This window comes from Streptomyces sp. NPDC038707 (assembly GCF_040636485.1).
GTDB lineage: Bacteria > Actinomycetota > Actinomycetes > Streptomycetales > Streptomycetaceae > Streptomyces.
The window spans coordinates 60,149-75,258 of the sequence record NZ_JBEZUP010000023.1; the positions used below are offsets into that span (position 1 = coordinate 60,149).

14 protein-coding genes are annotated in these 15,110 nt (G+C 73.3%); 5 read left to right on the forward strand and 9 right to left on the reverse strand.

The genetic code is table 11. The features are described 5' to 3' along the window. Positions 1–184: 184 nt before the first annotated feature. The 7 genes from AB0E62_RS26975 to AB0E62_RS27005 all read right to left on the reverse strand — a co-directional run bounded on the left by AB0E62_RS26975 (position 185) and on the right by AB0E62_RS27005 (position 8,091). Positions 185–1,087, reverse strand: a complete 903-nt coding sequence (locus AB0E62_RS26975) for a S1 family peptidase (RefSeq protein WP_362198953.1) — start codon at positions 1,085–1,087, stop codon at positions 185–187. 243 nt (positions 1,088–1,330) lie between these two features. Further along, positions 1,331–2,113: a DUF1684 domain-containing protein gene (locus AB0E62_RS26980; RefSeq protein WP_362198956.1), complete on the reverse strand. Its 783-nt coding sequence runs from the start codon at positions 2,111–2,113 to the stop codon at positions 1,331–1,333. A gap of 22 nt (positions 2,114–2,135) precedes the next feature. Continuing rightward, positions 2,136–3,440, reverse strand: a complete 1,305-nt coding sequence (locus AB0E62_RS26985; RefSeq protein WP_362198963.1) for an NtaA/DmoA family FMN-dependent monooxygenase — start codon at positions 3,438–3,440, stop codon at positions 2,136–2,138. Beyond that, positions 3,437–4,555: an LLM class flavin-dependent oxidoreductase gene (locus AB0E62_RS26990; protein WP_362198966.1), complete on the reverse strand. Its 1,119-nt coding sequence runs from the start codon at positions 4,553–4,555 to the stop codon at positions 3,437–3,439. The genes AB0E62_RS26985 and AB0E62_RS26990 overlap by 4 nt, the downstream gene beginning before the upstream one ends. A 142-nt stretch (positions 4,556–4,697) precedes the next feature. Next, complete coding sequence (locus AB0E62_RS26995; RefSeq protein ID WP_362198969.1) at positions 4,698–5,459, reverse strand: amino acid ABC transporter ATP-binding protein; 762 nt, start codon at positions 5,457–5,459, stop codon at positions 4,698–4,700. Then, positions 5,456–7,237: an FAD/NAD(P)-binding protein gene (locus AB0E62_RS27000; RefSeq protein WP_362198972.1), complete on the reverse strand. Its 1,782-nt coding sequence runs from the start codon at positions 7,235–7,237 to the stop codon at positions 5,456–5,458. The genes AB0E62_RS26995 and AB0E62_RS27000 overlap by 4 nt, the downstream gene beginning before the upstream one ends. After that, on the reverse strand, positions 7,234–8,091 hold the full coding sequence (locus AB0E62_RS27005) for an amino acid ABC transporter permease (RefSeq protein WP_362198975.1): 858 nt from the start codon (positions 8,089–8,091) through the stop codon (positions 7,234–7,236). The genes AB0E62_RS27000 and AB0E62_RS27005 overlap by 4 nt, the downstream gene beginning before the upstream one ends. Positions 8,092–8,530: 439 nt before the next feature. Between AB0E62_RS27005 and AB0E62_RS27010 the strand changes: the two genes are divergently transcribed. Together AB0E62_RS27010 and AB0E62_RS27015 are read left to right on the forward strand one after the other, a co-directional pair. After that, entirely contained in the window at positions 8,531–9,451 is a 921-nt protein-coding gene (locus AB0E62_RS27010) for an ABC transporter substrate-binding protein (RefSeq protein WP_362198978.1), read from the forward strand. A 287-nt stretch (positions 9,452–9,738) separates the two neighbouring features. Then, on the forward strand, positions 9,739–10,176 hold the full coding sequence (locus AB0E62_RS27015; RefSeq protein WP_030790534.1) for a cell division protein SepF: 438 nt from the start codon (positions 9,739–9,741) through the stop codon (positions 10,174–10,176). Positions 10,177–10,212: 36 nt separating this feature from the next. Here the strand turns inward: AB0E62_RS27015 and AB0E62_RS27020 are convergent, their stop codons facing one another. Further along, complete coding sequence (locus tag AB0E62_RS27020; RefSeq protein ID WP_362198981.1) at positions 10,213–11,403, reverse strand: acyl-CoA dehydrogenase family protein; 1,191 nt, start codon at positions 11,401–11,403, stop codon at positions 10,213–10,215. A gap of 164 nt (positions 11,404–11,567) precedes the next feature. Here AB0E62_RS27020 and AB0E62_RS27025 point away from each other — a divergent pair, with 164 nt between their 5' ends. The 3 genes from AB0E62_RS27025 to AB0E62_RS27035 all read left to right on the forward strand — a co-directional run bounded on the left by AB0E62_RS27025 (position 11,568) and on the right by AB0E62_RS27035 (position 12,911). Further along, complete coding sequence (locus AB0E62_RS27025) at positions 11,568–11,960, forward strand: hypothetical protein (RefSeq protein ID WP_362198984.1); 393 nt, start codon at positions 11,568–11,570, stop codon at positions 11,958–11,960. Between the two features lie 85 nt (positions 11,961–12,045). Continuing rightward, complete coding sequence (locus tag AB0E62_RS27030; protein ID WP_362198987.1) at positions 12,046–12,351, forward strand: hypothetical protein; 306 nt, start codon at positions 12,046–12,048, stop codon at positions 12,349–12,351. After that, positions 12,348–12,911 (forward strand): zeta toxin family protein, encoded by a 564-nt coding sequence (locus AB0E62_RS27035; RefSeq protein ID WP_362198990.1) that lies wholly within the window; start codon positions 12,348–12,350, stop codon positions 12,909–12,911. Before AB0E62_RS27030 ends, AB0E62_RS27035 begins: the two co-directional genes overlap by 4 nt. Here the strand turns inward: AB0E62_RS27035 and AB0E62_RS27040 are convergent. Next, on the reverse strand, positions 12,901–14,526 hold the full coding sequence (locus tag AB0E62_RS27040) for an MFS transporter (protein ID WP_362198993.1): 1,626 nt from the start codon (positions 14,524–14,526) through the stop codon (positions 12,901–12,903). The two genes, AB0E62_RS27035 and AB0E62_RS27040, sit on opposite strands and share 11 nt — an antisense overlap. Between the last annotated feature and the right edge of the window lie 584 nt (positions 14,527–15,110).

Below are 15,110 nucleotides of genomic sequence, written 5' to 3' on the forward strand. Positions count from 1 at the left end.
CATGTGAGCCCCGAAACGACTCTCGAACATCAGTTCCCTACTGCTCTCCCCACCATACCTCCATTCCCGAACATGTGTACGACACCCGTTCGACCGCCTCCGACCTGCGCAAACGTGCCGCGACCACACGACGAAGCCCCCGCACGCCAGGGCATGCGGGGGCCGGGCCGGTACGGGGAGGGCGTCAGAAGACGTGCACCCCGTAGGCGCTCAGCGCCTCGGTGACCGGCTGGAAGAACGTCGTGCCGCCGGAGGTGCAGTCGCCGCTGCCGCCCGAGGTCAGACCGTAGGCGGTGGTGCCGCCGTACAGCGGGCCGCCGGAGTCGCCGGGCTCGGCGCACACGGTGGTCTGGATCAGGCCGGAGACGATGTCGCCGCCGCCGTAGTTGACCGTGGCGTTGAGCGCGGTGACCCGGCCGCTGTGCGTACCGGTCGTGGACCCGCGCCGGTAGACGGTCGTGCCCACCGACGGCGTGGCCGCGCTGGTGATGTCCTGGCTGCCCACGGCGCCCGACTTGGTCACCGAGCTGTTGGTGTAGCGCACGAGGCCGTAGTCGTTGCCGGGGAAGCTGGAGCCGGCCGTGGTGCCGAGCGTGGTGGTGTGGGAGGAGTTCGACCACCAGGTGCTCGCGCCGTCGGTGCAGTGCCCGGCGGTCAGGAAGTAGTAGGCGCCGCTGGAGTCCTGGACGTTGAAGCCCAGCGAGCAGCGCCAGCTGCTGGCGTAGATGGCGTCGCCGCCGGAGATCAGCTTGTTGAACCTGCCCGGCGTGTGCTTGATCACCAGGGCGTCCGCGCCGGCCCCGGCCTGCTTCTTGATCTTGGCGATCTCCGCCGGGGACACCGTGCTGTCGACGGTGACGACGACCCGGTTGGTCTTGGCGTCCACCGCCCAGGCCGTGCCGGGTACGTCGGCCTGGAGGACGGAGTCGCTCGCCCGGGTGAGCTGGGTGGCACTGAAGGTGGGGGCGTCACTGGCGTTCGCGGTGGGGACGGCGAACGCCGCCGCGGCCAGGAAACCGGTGGCCACGGCCGTCAGCCGGGTCCGTCTCGCGATGCCGCCGCGGGGAGTGGTGCGCTTGATCCTCACTTGTCGTTCCCTCCAAGGGAAGTCGGGGGCCCGCGTGGGGTCGGGGCCCGTGAGGCGCAGCCAGGAGCCCGACCGGGTTGCGATGTGCATGCCCCTGACAAGCGCTGGGGGGAGTATTCGGCCGAACGGCCGGTCGGCACAAGGGTGCCTTTCGGCCGTCGGCCCGGAACCACCCGAACGCCCCACGGCGGCACCGGACCGGCCCCACGCCCACCGGGCGGGACCGGCCGGGCCCGCCGCGGCTCAGCTCAGCCGGCGCTCCCCCGCCCGAACCGCCACGTCCAGCGTGTTGCCGGGGGCCGGCAGCGGGCAGATGAAGTGCGCGGCGAAGGCGCACGGCGGGAGCTGTGCGCGGTTGAAGTCGACGGTCGTGCGTCCCTCGGCATCCGGAGCCGCCGGGAAGAGGAAGCGGAACCGGAAACTGGTGTCGCCGCTGGTGGCGTCGGCGAACACCGCCCACAGGCCGCCGTCCGCCCGCCGCGCGACCTTCAGCGTCCGCTCCCGGCCGGCCAGCGGAAAGGCCAGCTCACCCGCGAGGTCGAAGCCGCGCTCACGGCCGTCGGCATTGCCGAGCCGGATGGTGCGGGTGGAGTCGTACGGCGTGAACCGGCCCGGCACCGACCAGCGCGGGTCGTAGGGGCTCGCCTCGATGCCCCGGAAGGCCCGCCGGGCGGCGGAGTCGGGGTCGTACACGCGTACCCCCCACACGCCCTCGCGCACCAGGACGACCAGCCGCTTCTCCCCCAGCGCGACCCGCGCCCCGGCCTCCGGGCCGCTGTCGGCGGCCAGCCGGGTCTCGCCCGCGAAGGGCCGGCCGGCCACGGTCAGGCCGTCGGCCTCGGTGGCGGTCAGCACGATCCCGTCCTCCTCCGCCACCCACTTCCCGGGAATGTCCGGAAGTCGACCGTCCGGATAGTCCTCGGCCCAGTGCGTCGCGGTCAGCGCGAGCGGGCCGTAAGGCCCCGAGACACTCTCCACCCGGTCCTCGTGCCACTGCTTCCACGCGTCGGACGCGTCCGTCGTCATCCCCTCGTTCCTTTCCTCAGTGTCATCCGTCGTCATCCGTCGTCCCTCCCGGCACCCCGAGATGGGAGCGGAACGTCTCGCCCCGGTATTCCGTGCGGAACGCGGAGCGCTCCTGGAGCAGCGGCACCACCTGGTCCACGAACTCCTCCAGTCCGTCCGGGAGTTGCGGGGCCAGCAGGAAGCCGTCGGCGGCCCCCTCCTCGGCGTACCGGTGCAGCTCGGCGGCGACCGAGCCGGGCGTGCCGACGAAGGACTGCCGGCCGCTCGCCTCGATCACGGTCTCCCGCAGGGAGAGCCCCTTCTCGTCGGCCAGCGCCCGCCAGCGCGCGGCGAGCGCGAGCGTACGCCGGTCCCGGCCGCGGGGCGCCGTCCGGGGCAGCGGGCCGTCGGGGTCGTACCCGGACAGGTCCGTCCCCCAGAGCCGCTCCACCGCGTACAGCGCCTGGCGCGGGGTGATCAGCCGCCGCCGGATCCCGGCGGCCCGCTCCTGCGCCTCGGCCGCGGTGTCCCCGAGGACGACGGTGATCCGGGACATCACCCTCAGGTCCCCGGGGCCACGGCCGTACGCCGCGAGCCGCCGCCGGACGTCGGCGCGGCGGGCCCGGGCCCGCCGGGGCGGGGCGTGCCGGACGAGGAGGACGTCGGCCGAGGCCGCGGCCAGTTCCCGGGCCCGCTCGGACTCGCCGGACCGGATCACCACGGGGCGGCCCTGCGGCGAGCGGGGCAGGCCGAACTCGCCCGCGATGTCGAAGTGCCGGCCCCGGTAGGCGAACGGCCGGGGCGTCCCCTCGGGGGTCCAGGACTCCCATAACGTCCGTGCGGCCAGGACGAGTTCGCTCGCCCGGCCGTACGGGTCACAAGGGCTCGCGAAGCGGTGGTCGGCGCCGGAGCGCAGGTCCGCGAAGGCCCTCACCCGCCAGCCCGCCCGGCCCGCGCTCAGGTGGTCCAGGGTGGCCAGCCCGCGGGCGAGTCCGTACGGCTCCGCGTAGGCGGCGTTCACGCCGGCGGCGAGGCCGAGCCGGGTGGTGACCCCGGCGAGCGCGTGCAGTACGGCGACCGGCTCCGGCCCGCCGGCCGGGGCCGGCTCGTGCGGCCGTCCCCGGTGCTCGGGCAGCGGCGGTTCCTCGTCCAGCAGGAGGAAGTCGAACAGGCCGCGCTCCGCGGTGCCGGCCAGCCGTTCGTAGGAGGCGAACGCGGTCCGGGAAGCGGCGCGCGCGCCGGCCCACACGGCGTCGGGTCCCAGGCCGGCCGGGTCGTCGGTGCCCGCGTCGGCCCGGCCCCCGCCCGGCGGCGCGGCCGCCAGGTGCAGCTGTCGTCGTACGGTCATGACGCCTCCCGGGCCACGGCCGGCGCCCCCGGGGCGGCGTACCGGTTGGCGGGCCGGGCCAGGCCCAGGTGCTCGCGCAGGGTGCCGCCGGGATAGAAGGTGCGGAACAGGCCGCGGTGCTGGAGCAGCGCCACCGTGCCGTTGACCAGCCGCTCCAGATCGCGGCGCGGTTCGACCGGCACGAAGTGGAAGCCGTCGGTGACGCCTTCGGCGTGCCAGGAGGCCACCAGCTCCGCCAGGTCGACCGGCCCGCCCCGGTACAGCGGGCCGCGCACGGTGGGCCGCGGCCCGCCGCCGCCCCCGAGTTCTCGGCTTCGCTCGAACAGGGGGGACCCCCATCCTGGCTCGGCCGCGTACTCGCCCTCGCCGAGGTCCACCAGCAGGCTCACCAGCACCCGCAGCGTGTCCGGGTCCCGTCCGAAGGCGCCGGCCTGCTCCCGCAGCCGCTCCCGCACCGCCGCGGCCTGGGCCGGGGAGGCCGCCCGGACCAGGGCCACGTCGGCGTGGCGGGCGGCGACGGCATGGGCGTGGGCATCGGTGGCGTCGACCACGCGCACGGGGTGGCCCTGGGGCGGCCGGGGCACGGTCGAGGGGCCCCGGACCGAGAAGGCGGTGCCGGTGAAGTCCACGCGGTGCACCCGGTCCCCGTCGAGGAAGCGGCCGGTGGCCGCGTCCCGGATCTCGGCGCCGTCCTCCCAGCTGTCCCACAGCCGCGCGGCCACGTCGGCGACCTCGCCCGCCTCCCGCCACAGGGCGTCGGCGGACGCCGGGTGCCCCCGGCCGAACAGCCGGGCCTCCCCCTCGGTGGCGGACACGTCGATCCGCCAGCCGGCCCGGCCCCGGCTGACCCAGTCCAGGGTGGCCACGGCGGCCTGTACCCGGAAGGGCTCGGTGTGGGTGGTGGTGACCGTCGGCACCAGCCCGATCCGCCGGGTCGCGGGCGCCACCCGGCACAGCACGCCGAGCGCGTCGGGCCCGGGCCGGGCGAGGGAGTCGTCCAGCGTCACGAAGTCCAGCCCGCCGCGCTCGGCGAGCCCCGCCAGCGCGGTGTACGCCCCGCCGTCGCACACCCCGGGCAGATCGAGCGCGGCGGCGAGATGCAGCAGCCCCCTCATGCCGGCCCCTTCCCCGCCGCGGGCCGCCTCCGCGCGCCCTGTCCCCGCCTCACCTCTTGCCGTGCCCGCGCTTTCCGCGCTCCGCCGGGACCGCGCCCCCTGCCGGAGCGGCACCCGCGCCCCATCCCCTCGGCCCCCACGCTCACAGCACCTTCGCCAGGAACGTCCGGGTCCGCTCCTCGCGCGGGGCGCCCAGCACCTGTTCCGGGGTGCCCTGTTCCACGATCCGGCCGTCGGCCATGAACACCACCGTGTCGGCGACCTCGCGGGCGAACGCGATCTCATGGGTGACGACGATCATCGTGGTGCCCTGGGCCGCCAGGTCCCGGATGACGTCCAGCACCTCTCCCACCAGCTCGGGGTCGAGCGCGGACGTCGGCTCGTCGAACAGGAGCAGCTTCGGCTCCAGCGCGAGCGCCCGCGCGATGGCCACCCGCTGCTGCTGCCCGCCGGACAGCTGCCGCGGATAGGAACCGGCCTTGTCCCCGAGCCCCACCCGCTCCAGCAGCCGGTGCGCGCTCTCCTCGGCCGCCTTCCGGGGCCGCTTCAGCGCGGACACCGGTGCCTCGACGATGTTCTCCAGGACGGTGAGATGGGGGAAGAGGTTGAAGTTCTGGAAGACGAAGCCGATCCGGGTGCGCTGCCGCAGCACCTCGCGCTCGGGCAGCTCGTGCAGCTTGTTCCCGGCCCGCCGGTAGCCCACCAGCGCGCCGTCCACGCTGATCTCGCCCCGGTCCACCTTCTCCAGGTGGTTGATGGTGCGCAGCAGGGTGGACTTGCCGGAGCCGGAGGGGCCGAGCACGACGGTGACCTCACCGGCGCGCACCGTGAGGTCGATGCCCTTGAGCACATCGAGCGAGCCGAAGCTCTTGTACACCGACCGGATGTCGACCATGACGCTCATCGTGTGAGTTCCTTCGCTGGTGAGGCCGCGCCCGGGGCCGCCTGGGAGGTGAGGAAGGACAGCGCCGCCCGGGCGGTCGCGTCGTTCTGCCGGAACGCGGGGCCGCCGGTGCGCGGCCGGGTGAACGCGCCGGGGGCGCGGACGTCGGTGTAGGGGCCGAGCGCGAACCGCCGCGGGTGCGGACGCCCGGCGGTGTCCAGGATCCGGCCGTCGCCGGGGTCGACCCGGAGCAGCCCGTCGGGGGTCTCGGCGGCGCCGTCGGCGCGCAGATCCCGCAGCAGGCCGTCGCGGGCCCGGCCGACGGCGGGCTCGGGCAGCCGGGCCTCCACCAGCGCCCGGGCGGTGACGGAGAAGCCGGGCACGGTGGGGCTGGCGGCCCGGAACACCCCGTCCTCGGCGGTGACGGTCATGCCCGCGCCGACGAACCGGAGCAGCCCGGCCCGGGACAGCGCGAGCATCTGCCGCAGCCGGGGTCCGGGCGGCCCGGACGCCAGGTAGCTGAAGAAGCCGTGCCACCAGGGGCCGATGTCGCCGAGCCGCACCAGTTGCCCGTAGACGGAGAGCAGTCCGAGGAAGACGGCCAGGTCGGGGCTGTGGGCGGGGTCGTGACGGCGCCGCAGGTCCGCGTCGATGTAGTCCCGCAGCCCGTCCTGGAAGGCGTCGTGGGAGGCGTAGCGCACGCCGTCCAGCGGGTGGTCGAGCGCGGCGAGGTCGAGCCTGTCGGCCGGGTCGGGCACGGCGGCGGCGGCCAGCGCCCGCAGCTCGGCGGGGCCGTCGGCCGCCGCGTACTTCTCCTCGAAGTCCCGCCAGGCCATCGCCGTGCGCCCGGGGTGGGCGGTGAACAGCCGGTGGTAGTGGGCGAAGCCCAGCTCCTTCTCGACCAGCGGCCACACATCGCGCCGGAAGTCCGGGCCGCCCGGGAGGGCCAGCAGGGCGTCCACCTCGGCGGGACCGAGGAAGCGGGGCAGCGGCGGCCGGTCGCCGGTGAGGTCGTAGCCGATCTTCGAGTGGTACGGCACTCCGCGCCGGGAGCCGACGTAGAGCACCGGCTCGCGTCCCGAGGGCAGATACGTTTCCCCTTCGTACCGTCCGCCGCGGCCCTCGGTGAGCAGCACCATCAGGTCGACGAAGGCCAGTCCGAAGCCGCGCACGAGGACGGGTTCGCCGGCCCCCAGCGCGGACAGGTCGCTGTCGGCGGTGAAGTCGGGCGGCAGGTGCGCCAGGCCGTGTTCCCGGGCGTAGGCGGCCAGCGCGGCCTGCTCGCCGTCGAGTTCGGCGTCCAGGTGGCCCAGGGCGAGGATCACCAGGTCGGCCGGGAGCGGGCGCGGGAGGCCGTCCAGCCACACCTGCTGGCGGCCCTCGCGGGGCCCGCTGATCCTGAGGGCGCGCCGGGGGTGATGGTGGACGGTGACGTTCGGGGGCAGGGCGTCCCGGGCCCGTTCGTAGACCCAGCGCAGGTAGCGGCCCTGGAGCCGCCGGTCGGGGAAGACGCGGCCGTCCAGCCCGGCCCACTCGTGCAGGGTGGGGCCCGGGCGTACCGGGCCGTCCATGGCCACCGTGTCGTCGGTGAACATGGTGACGTCCTCGGCGTGCGAGTTCATCCACAGCAGCGGGGACTGCTCCTGGCGCCATATGCGTCCGCCGCCCGGCGGGTGGGGGTCGACCAGGTGGATGTCCAGGCCCTCGCCCGGGTACAGGGCGGGCGCGTTGGCGGCGAGGCGTTCGAGGACGCCGGTCCCCCGCGGCCCGGCCCCGACGATCACCAGCTGCTGCCTCATCGGGTCCGCTCCGTGCCGCGCGCGTAGCGCTTCTCGACGTAGTACTGGCCGATGCCGAGCAGCGAGGTGACCACGGCGTACCAGAGGGTGGCGACCATCAGCAGCGGGATCACCTGGTAGGTGCGGTGGTAGACCAACTGGGCGGAGAACAGCAGGTCGTTGACGGCGATGATGCTGACGATCGAGGTGCCCTTGAGGGTGCCGACCAGCATGTTGGCGGCGGGCGGCACGATGGAGCGCATGGCCTGCGGCAGCACGATCCGCCACCAGCGCCGGCCGCGGCCGAGGCCGAGCGCCTGGGCGGCCTCGATCTGCCCGCGGTCGACGGAGAGGATGCCGCCGCGGACGACCTCGGCGGCGAAGGCGGCCTCGTGCAGGGTGAGGCCGACGATGGCGACGGCGACCGGGGTGAGCAGGTTGACGGTCTTCACGCCGAACACCTGCGGGTACAGCGCCCCGATGTTGAACCACAGCAGCAGCTGCACCAGGATCGGGATGGACCGGAACAGCCAGACGTAGCCCCAGCTGACCGCCCGCAGCACGGGATTGGCGGACAGCCGGAACGCGGCGAGCAGGGTGCCGAGGGCGAAGCCGAGGACCATCACCACGGCGGTCAGCCACAGGGTGAGCCACAGTCCGCGCAGGATGGCGTCCGAGGTGAAGTAGTCGGCGACGACGTCCCACTGGAACGCCTTGTTGCGCAGGACGGAGTTGACGGCGAACCCGAGCAGCGCGAGGACGACGGCGGCCGCCGCCCACTGGCCGTAGCGGCGCTGCGGGACGATCCGCGGGGCGTCGGCGGGTTCGGGGGTCTGGGCCGGGGCGGGGACTTTGGCGAGGGTGTCGGATGACATGCGAAGGCTCCGTGACGCGTGAATCGTCGGAACGAAGGTGGTGCCTTCACACGGGGGCGCCGCGCGGCGCGGATACGGCCGAGCCCCTCAGCAGGGCCGTACGCCGAGAGTACGGGGGCGTTTCGGTCCGCTGTCAAGGCTGTCCATACTGTGAGCCGTACATCTCAAGTCAGTTGACGCCGCACCGGATGCCTGTTCCACTTGGCCCATGCATCCACAGCAGTGGCTGGTCACCCGCTCCCACATCGACTTCGGTCGCGTGTGGTCCTCTTCCTGTTGAGCTGACCCCCTGCGCGCGCCCGCCGTTCCGGCGGGCCTCCTCGCGTTCTCTTGCCTCTCCCCCCTGCCTTCACACGCGCCCCCTCCCCTCGCGCTGTCGCACACCCGTCTGCTCCCAGGAGACCGCTGACCGATGCGTACGCCCATTTTTCGGTACGTCATGCCCTTTACCGCCATTACCTCGGCCGCCCTGCTGCTCACCGCCTGCGGTTCCGGCTCCGGCGGCACGGACGGCACGGACGCCTCGCAAGTGGCGGCCAAGAACGCCGAGGTGCCCACCACCGATGTCGTGTCCGCCATCCGGAAGGACCCGGCCGCGGCGAAGCTGCTGCCCGCCGGAACCACGCGCCTCACCGTCGCGGTCAGCGTCGGCGGCACCCCGCCCGGCACCGCCTACCTCAGCGACGGCAAGACCCTGACCGGCCAGGACGTCGATTTCACCCAGGCGGTGGCCCGGGTGCTCGGCATCAAGCTGAAGGTGGAACAGGCGAGCTTCGACGCGATCCTGCCCGCGCTGGACAGCGGCAAGTACGACTTCGGGGCGAGCAACTTCGGCGTCACCGACGAGCGCCGCAAGACCGTCGACTTCGTCACCTACATCAACGACGGCCAGGGCTTCGCCACCCGCAAGGACAGCGAGCTGGCGAAGGTCACCGACCTGAAGCAGCTGTGCGGCCTGAACGTGGCGACCGGCGCCGGCACCACCTTCGAGGCCACGCTGGAGCAGAACAAGCACGTGTGCTCGGACGCCGGCAAGAAGGCGTACTCGGTGCAGACGTACGGCGAGCCGAGCGCCGTGTGGTCCTCGCTCCAGCAGGGCCGCAGCGATGTGGTGATGTCGACGATCAACGGGCTGCGCTATGCCGTCGCCCATCAGGGGGGTCTCAAGTTCCTCAACGAGTACCACCGCCTGGATGTGGGCTTCGCCTTCAAGAAGGGCTCGAAGCTGGCGCCGGCCTTCCAGGCGGCCGTCAACAAGCTGCTCTCCGACGGCTCCTACGAGCGGATTCTCAAGAAGTGGGGGACGACCGGCTCGGCGATCGAGGAGTCCCGCATCAGCCCGCCGGAACAGCGCAACTGACGGAGCGGGCGGGCTCCGGCGACCGGCCGGAGCCCGCCTGAGCCCCTGTCAGGATCACCCGGACGCACCCCTTCTCACCCGTCCGCCGGGAACAATCATATTTCACTCTCAGTCAGCAGCGGTATGAGTCACGACCCTTGGGGCACAAGGACTCTCGACGGATCTGCTGTGCACCAGTACCGTCACAAACCCCCCGCGCGGCGTCTATCCACTTGGCGCGCCGTCCGCATCATGGATGACGATAGGGATGCGGAAAGCAAGAAAGACCGCTGTGAGAGGAGGCGTCCATGGGATCGGTACGCAAGGCGAGTGCATGGCTCGGCCTCGTCGACGACAACGATGACGAGCGCTACTACGACGACGACTACTCCGAGGGCACCGAGTCCGGGGACGCCTGGGTCACCGACCCGCGCGTGCGGGTGGCCACGGACACCGCCGAGGAGAAGGGCCGCCGGATCGGCACGGTGACCCCGGACAGCTTCCGGGACGCCCGCGCCATCGGCGAGCTGTTCCGGGACGGAGTCCCGGTCATCATGAACCTCACCAACATGGAGCCCGGCGACGCCAAGCGGGTCGTGGACTTCGCGGCCGGGCTCATCTTCGGGCTGCGCGGCTCGATCGACCGCGTGTCCAACCGCGTGTTCCTGCTCACCCCGGCCGATACGGAGATCATCAGCGGCGAGGCGTCCGCGCACCGCTCCGACGGCTTCTTCAACCAGAGCTGAGGCAGGGCCGCTGACGGCCCCGCCCTGCCAGGGGGCTCACCGGAAGGCGTCCAGCCCGGTGAGCGCCTTGCCCAGCACCAGCTGGTGCATCTCGACGGTGCCCTCGTAGGTGAGCACCGACTCCAGATTGGTCGCGTGCCGCATCACCGGGTACTCCAGGGAGATCCCGTTGGCACCGAGGATCGTCCGCGCCGTACGGCAGATCTCGATGGCCTCGCGGACGTTGTTCAGCTTGCCGAAACTGACCTGTTCCGGACGCAGCCGGCCGGCGTCCATCCGCCGCCCCAGATGGTGGGCGAGCAGGATCCCCTTGTGCAGTTCCACCGCCATGTCGGCGAGCTTGGCCTGGGTGAGCTGGAAGCCGCCGATGGGCCGCCCGAACTGCTCCCGTGACCTCGCATAGTCCAGGGCCGCCTCGAAGCTGCTGCGCGCGGCGCCCATCGCGCCCCACACGATGCCGTAGCGGGCGTGCGACAGACAGCTGAGCGGTCCGCGCAGCCCGGTGACCTCCGGCAGCACGGCGGTGCCGGGCAGCCGTACGTCGTCCAGGACCAGTTCGCTGGTGACGGAGGCGCGCAGGGACCACTTGTGCTTGATCTCCGGCGCCGAGAAGCCGGGGCTGTCGGTGGGGACGACGAAGCCGCGCACGCCCTCCTCGGTCCGCGCCCAGACCACGGCCACCCCGGCGACCGAGCCGTTGGTGATCCACATCTTGCGGCCGTTGAGCACCCAGTCGTCGCCGTCGCGCTTGGCGTGGGTGCGCATGGAGGCGGGGTCGGAGCCGTGGTCGGGCTCGGTCAGCCCGAAGCAGCCGATCACCTCGCCGGCCGCCATGCGCGGCAGCCACTCCCGCTTCTGCTCCTCGCTGCCGAACCGGTGGATGGCGTACATCGCGAGGGAGCCCTGCACGGAGACCAGCGACCGGATGCCCGAGTCGGCCGCCTCCAGCTCCAGGCAGGCCAGGCCGTACTGCACGGCGCTCGCGCCCGCGCAGCCGTAACCGGTGAGCGACATGCCGAGCGCGCCGAGGGAGCCGAGTTCGCGGGCGAGGTCCCGGATGCCGGGCAGCTCGCCCTTCTCGTACCAGTCGGCGACGTACGGCAGGATGCGGTCGGCCGCCCAGCCGCGGACCGTGTCCCGGACCGCCAGGTCCTCCGGTTCGAGCAGGTCGTCGATGCCGAGCGGGTCGGCGGCATCGAACGGGGGCAGCTTCGCGGACGCGGACATGAGACACCCTCCGGGACGGAAACGCGACAAAACTAGCACCGCTAGTTACGACTCTCGGGCCGACGTTACGGCGGAGTCTGCCGCACGTCCAGAGCGGCCGGGCCCGGGGCCCGCGCGCAGCTGCCCGCCGCCGCGGCGACGGCGATGGAGTTCGGCATTGGCTGGTGCTGCACAACACGGAGTCCGGTGCCCTTGTGGTGGAGCGGCCCCGTGCCCTGCCGGTGGATCCCTACCCCGACGACGCGGAGCTGCTGGGGACCCCTGGGTCGATGACGGTGTTCGTGCGCCTGCCGGACGGCCGCTGCGACATCCTGCCCTCCGACCCTCGCTCCACCCTTACCGACGTCCCGTGGGGCTATGACGGCACCGGTCCCGTCACGTTCGCCAGGGCTCTGGCCTTCGTGGTCCTGGACCACCCCGACCGCGACCACCTTCAGACGTTCGATGAGCGGCCGTCCGCCGTACGCGACTATCTGGAGCGCCTGGTCACCGAGGAGGTGGGGCAGAAGGAGCCGTTCCGGATCACCGCGGGCGCCCTGCGCGGTGCCGGCCGATAGGCGTCCGGGCTGCGGGCGGGAAACCTACCTGCGGCCCGGCACGGCAGTACAGCAAGATGTTACTGAGAAACGAAGGGGGATCAACATGCCGAACAGCGGAGTCAGCATCACCGACCAGCTGGACCCGTACGAGTGGTCGAACGAGGAGACGGCCGCGTACGAGGCAGCGATCGAGGCGGTCAACGGGGCGGTCGGCGCCTACAGCGCGCTCATCGCCTCCGAGGAGGCCAAGCCCGAGCCGGACCAGGCGGTCATCGCCGAAGCCCGGACGGCTCAGGCCCGGCTCGCCCACGAGCGCGAGGGCCTGCGCTCCACCAACCGCGAGCAGATTGCCGAGGCCCGCGCCGGCTACGCGCAGCTCGCCCGCGAGGTGCTGGGGAGGATCGCGTGATAGACCCGGCAGAGGTCGAGCGGTACCGGCTGCCCGAAGCAGAGAACCAGCGGATCTTCCGCGAGCGGATCGTGCCTGACCTCCTCGCGGGTCGGGACTCTCGGGAGACACCGACCGTCGTGTTCCTCGTTGGGCAGCCCGGCGCGGGCAAGAGCCGGGTCACCGAGATGGTGGCCGCCCTGCTCAACCAGCACGGTGGCCTCGCGGACATCGACAGTGACCTCTACAAGCCCTACCACCCCGCCTACGCGGAGCTGATGGCCCGTGCCACCCCTCACGGCCCGACGCCCGAGGCAGAGACGGACACGACGCCCCAACCGGAGCCGGCCACCACCGGCCGCCACACGGCCAGAGCCCGGGCCGACGTGATGACCGGGGTACCCGGGCCGGCACGGAACGACCCGCACGGCAGAAGCCGCATCACCTCCGCGACCCTCCCACCCCGGGACAGCACCGGCACGGCCACCCCTCACTGCCCGACGCCCGGGGCAGAGAGCGGCATGGGGTGCCGTGCGCAACCCGCCGGGTCCCGGGCGGTCGGGGCCCGGGTCAGGCCCTGACCCGGGGCTTGTCGGCCGTCCGTTCCGCCTCCCGGGGGGCCGGCAGTCCGACCTCGCCGCCTGCCGGTTCCTCGCCACACTGCATGACCCGCGGCAGACGCAGCGAAAGCAGCGCGCCCAGCAGCAACAGACCCGCGCTCACCAGCAGCGTCACATGCAGCCCGTGCACGAAGGAGTCCCGCGCCGCCCGGCGCAGCGCGGCACCGGCGCCCCCGCCGAGCCGGCCGGCCACCTCGTACGCCTCGCCGAGCGAGTGGCCCGCCGCGTCGGACGCGGGCCGGGGCACACCCGGCACCGAGCGGAGTCCCGGGGCGTAGGCCGCGTTCATCACGCTGCCCAGCAGCGCGATGCCGATGCCAGCGCCGAGCTGGTACGACGTCTCGCCGATCGCCGCCACCCCGCCGGCCTGGCCGGCCGGGGCCTCGCTCAGCATCGACTCGTACGCGCCGAAGAGGGTGGTCTCCAGCCCCAGGCCGAGCAGCACGAACCCGGCCAGCAGCAGCGGCGGATCGTCGGTGCCGCCCATCGCGGTCAGCACCAGCACCGCGGCGGCCGTCAGGCAGAACCCCGCGCACACCATCCGGCGCGGCCCGAAGCGGCGCAGCACCCGCGCGCCCGCCAGGCCCGCCGCCATCGCCGCGACGGTCAGCGGCAGCAGCCTGAGCCCGGTCTCGAGCGGGGACAGGCCGAGCACGAGTTGCAGGTACTGGGCGGCGACCAGTTCCAGGCCGACCAGCGCGAGCATGGCCAGCACGATGCAGCCCACCGAGGTGCCGAACGCGGGCCGGGCGAACATCCGCAGCTCCACCAGCGGATGCGGATGCCGCCGCTGGCGCCGTACGAAGAGGAAGAGGAGGGCCGCGCCGGCCAGCAGGGGCAGCACGGTGACCGGGCTCGCCACCGCCTCCCCGCCGCCGAGCCGCTTCACCCCGAGGACGGCGCCGAACAGCCCGCCCGCCGCGAACAGCGCGCCGGTCACGTCCCAGGAGCCGCCGGCCGTGTCCCGGGACTCCGGCAGCAGCATCCGGCCCACCGGAAGGCTGACCAGCATCAACGGTATGTTGACCAGGAAGACCGAGCCCCACCAGAAGTGCTCCAGCAGGAACCCGCCGAGCAGCGGTCCGACCGCCGCGCCGACCGCCGCCACCGCGCTCCACACGCCGATGGCGAGGGCCCGTTCGCGCCGGTCGGGAAAGACCTGGCGGAGGATCGACAGGGTCGCCGGCATGATCATCGCGCCGCCGGCGCCGAGCAGCGCGCGGGCGAGGATGAGCATCGGCGCGCTCCAGGCGAACGCGGCCATGGCCGAGGCGATGCCGAAGAGGCCGTACCCGAGCAACAGCACCCGTCTGCGGCCGATCCGGTCGCCCAGGGTCCCGAAGAGGATCAGCAGCGAGGCGCAGACCAGCGGATAGACGTCGACGATCCACAGCAGTTCCTCGGCGCCGGGCCGGAGGTCCTCGGTGACGGCGGGCACCGCCACGTGCAGCACGGTGGCGTCGAGGGCGACGAGCAGCAGGCTGGCGCACAGGACGACGAGGACCACCCACCGGTCGGCACCGGCCCCGGCCGCCCGCCGCTGCCGCCCCATGGCGGCCGTCGTCGTGCCGGACATGTACGTACCTCCCAGATGATCCCTCGCGCGGGGCGGACCGACGGGACGGGGACTCCCTGTCGTACGGCCGGAGCGAGCGGTGTCTCCGGCCCGCGCGGACCCACGCGAGTGACTCGTCAGCGTACGCGAACCGGCCGTGGGGGCACGTGGCGGACCTCTCACACGCACGAGGCAACCCGTGTGGCGTACCGCACGTGACCGTCCCTCGACCGTGCCCCGGCCGCCGGTCCGGTACCCGGCCGGTCGATAATCGAGCCCGTGAACGATCTTGAACCGCGCGCCTCCGTCCCCCACCCCTCTCCCGCACGGGGCGGGACCGGCAGCGTGTCCGCGCCGCGGGCGTGGTCTCGTTCGTGCGAGAGCGCGGCGCGAAGCGCGCGCCGGGCACGCACCCCGAAGCACACGCCCCCGGCGCACCGGCCGTGACACGGTGCGCGCCTCCACGCCCCGGCGTCGCGCTCTCGGCATGCCGCTCGCTGCGCCCGGGGCCGCCGGACGTGTCGGCGGGGCGGCCCACCGGTGCGGGCCCGGTGGGCCGCCTGGGACATCCGGTCCGGGCGGCGCGGCGGTTTCGGCGGCGGCTG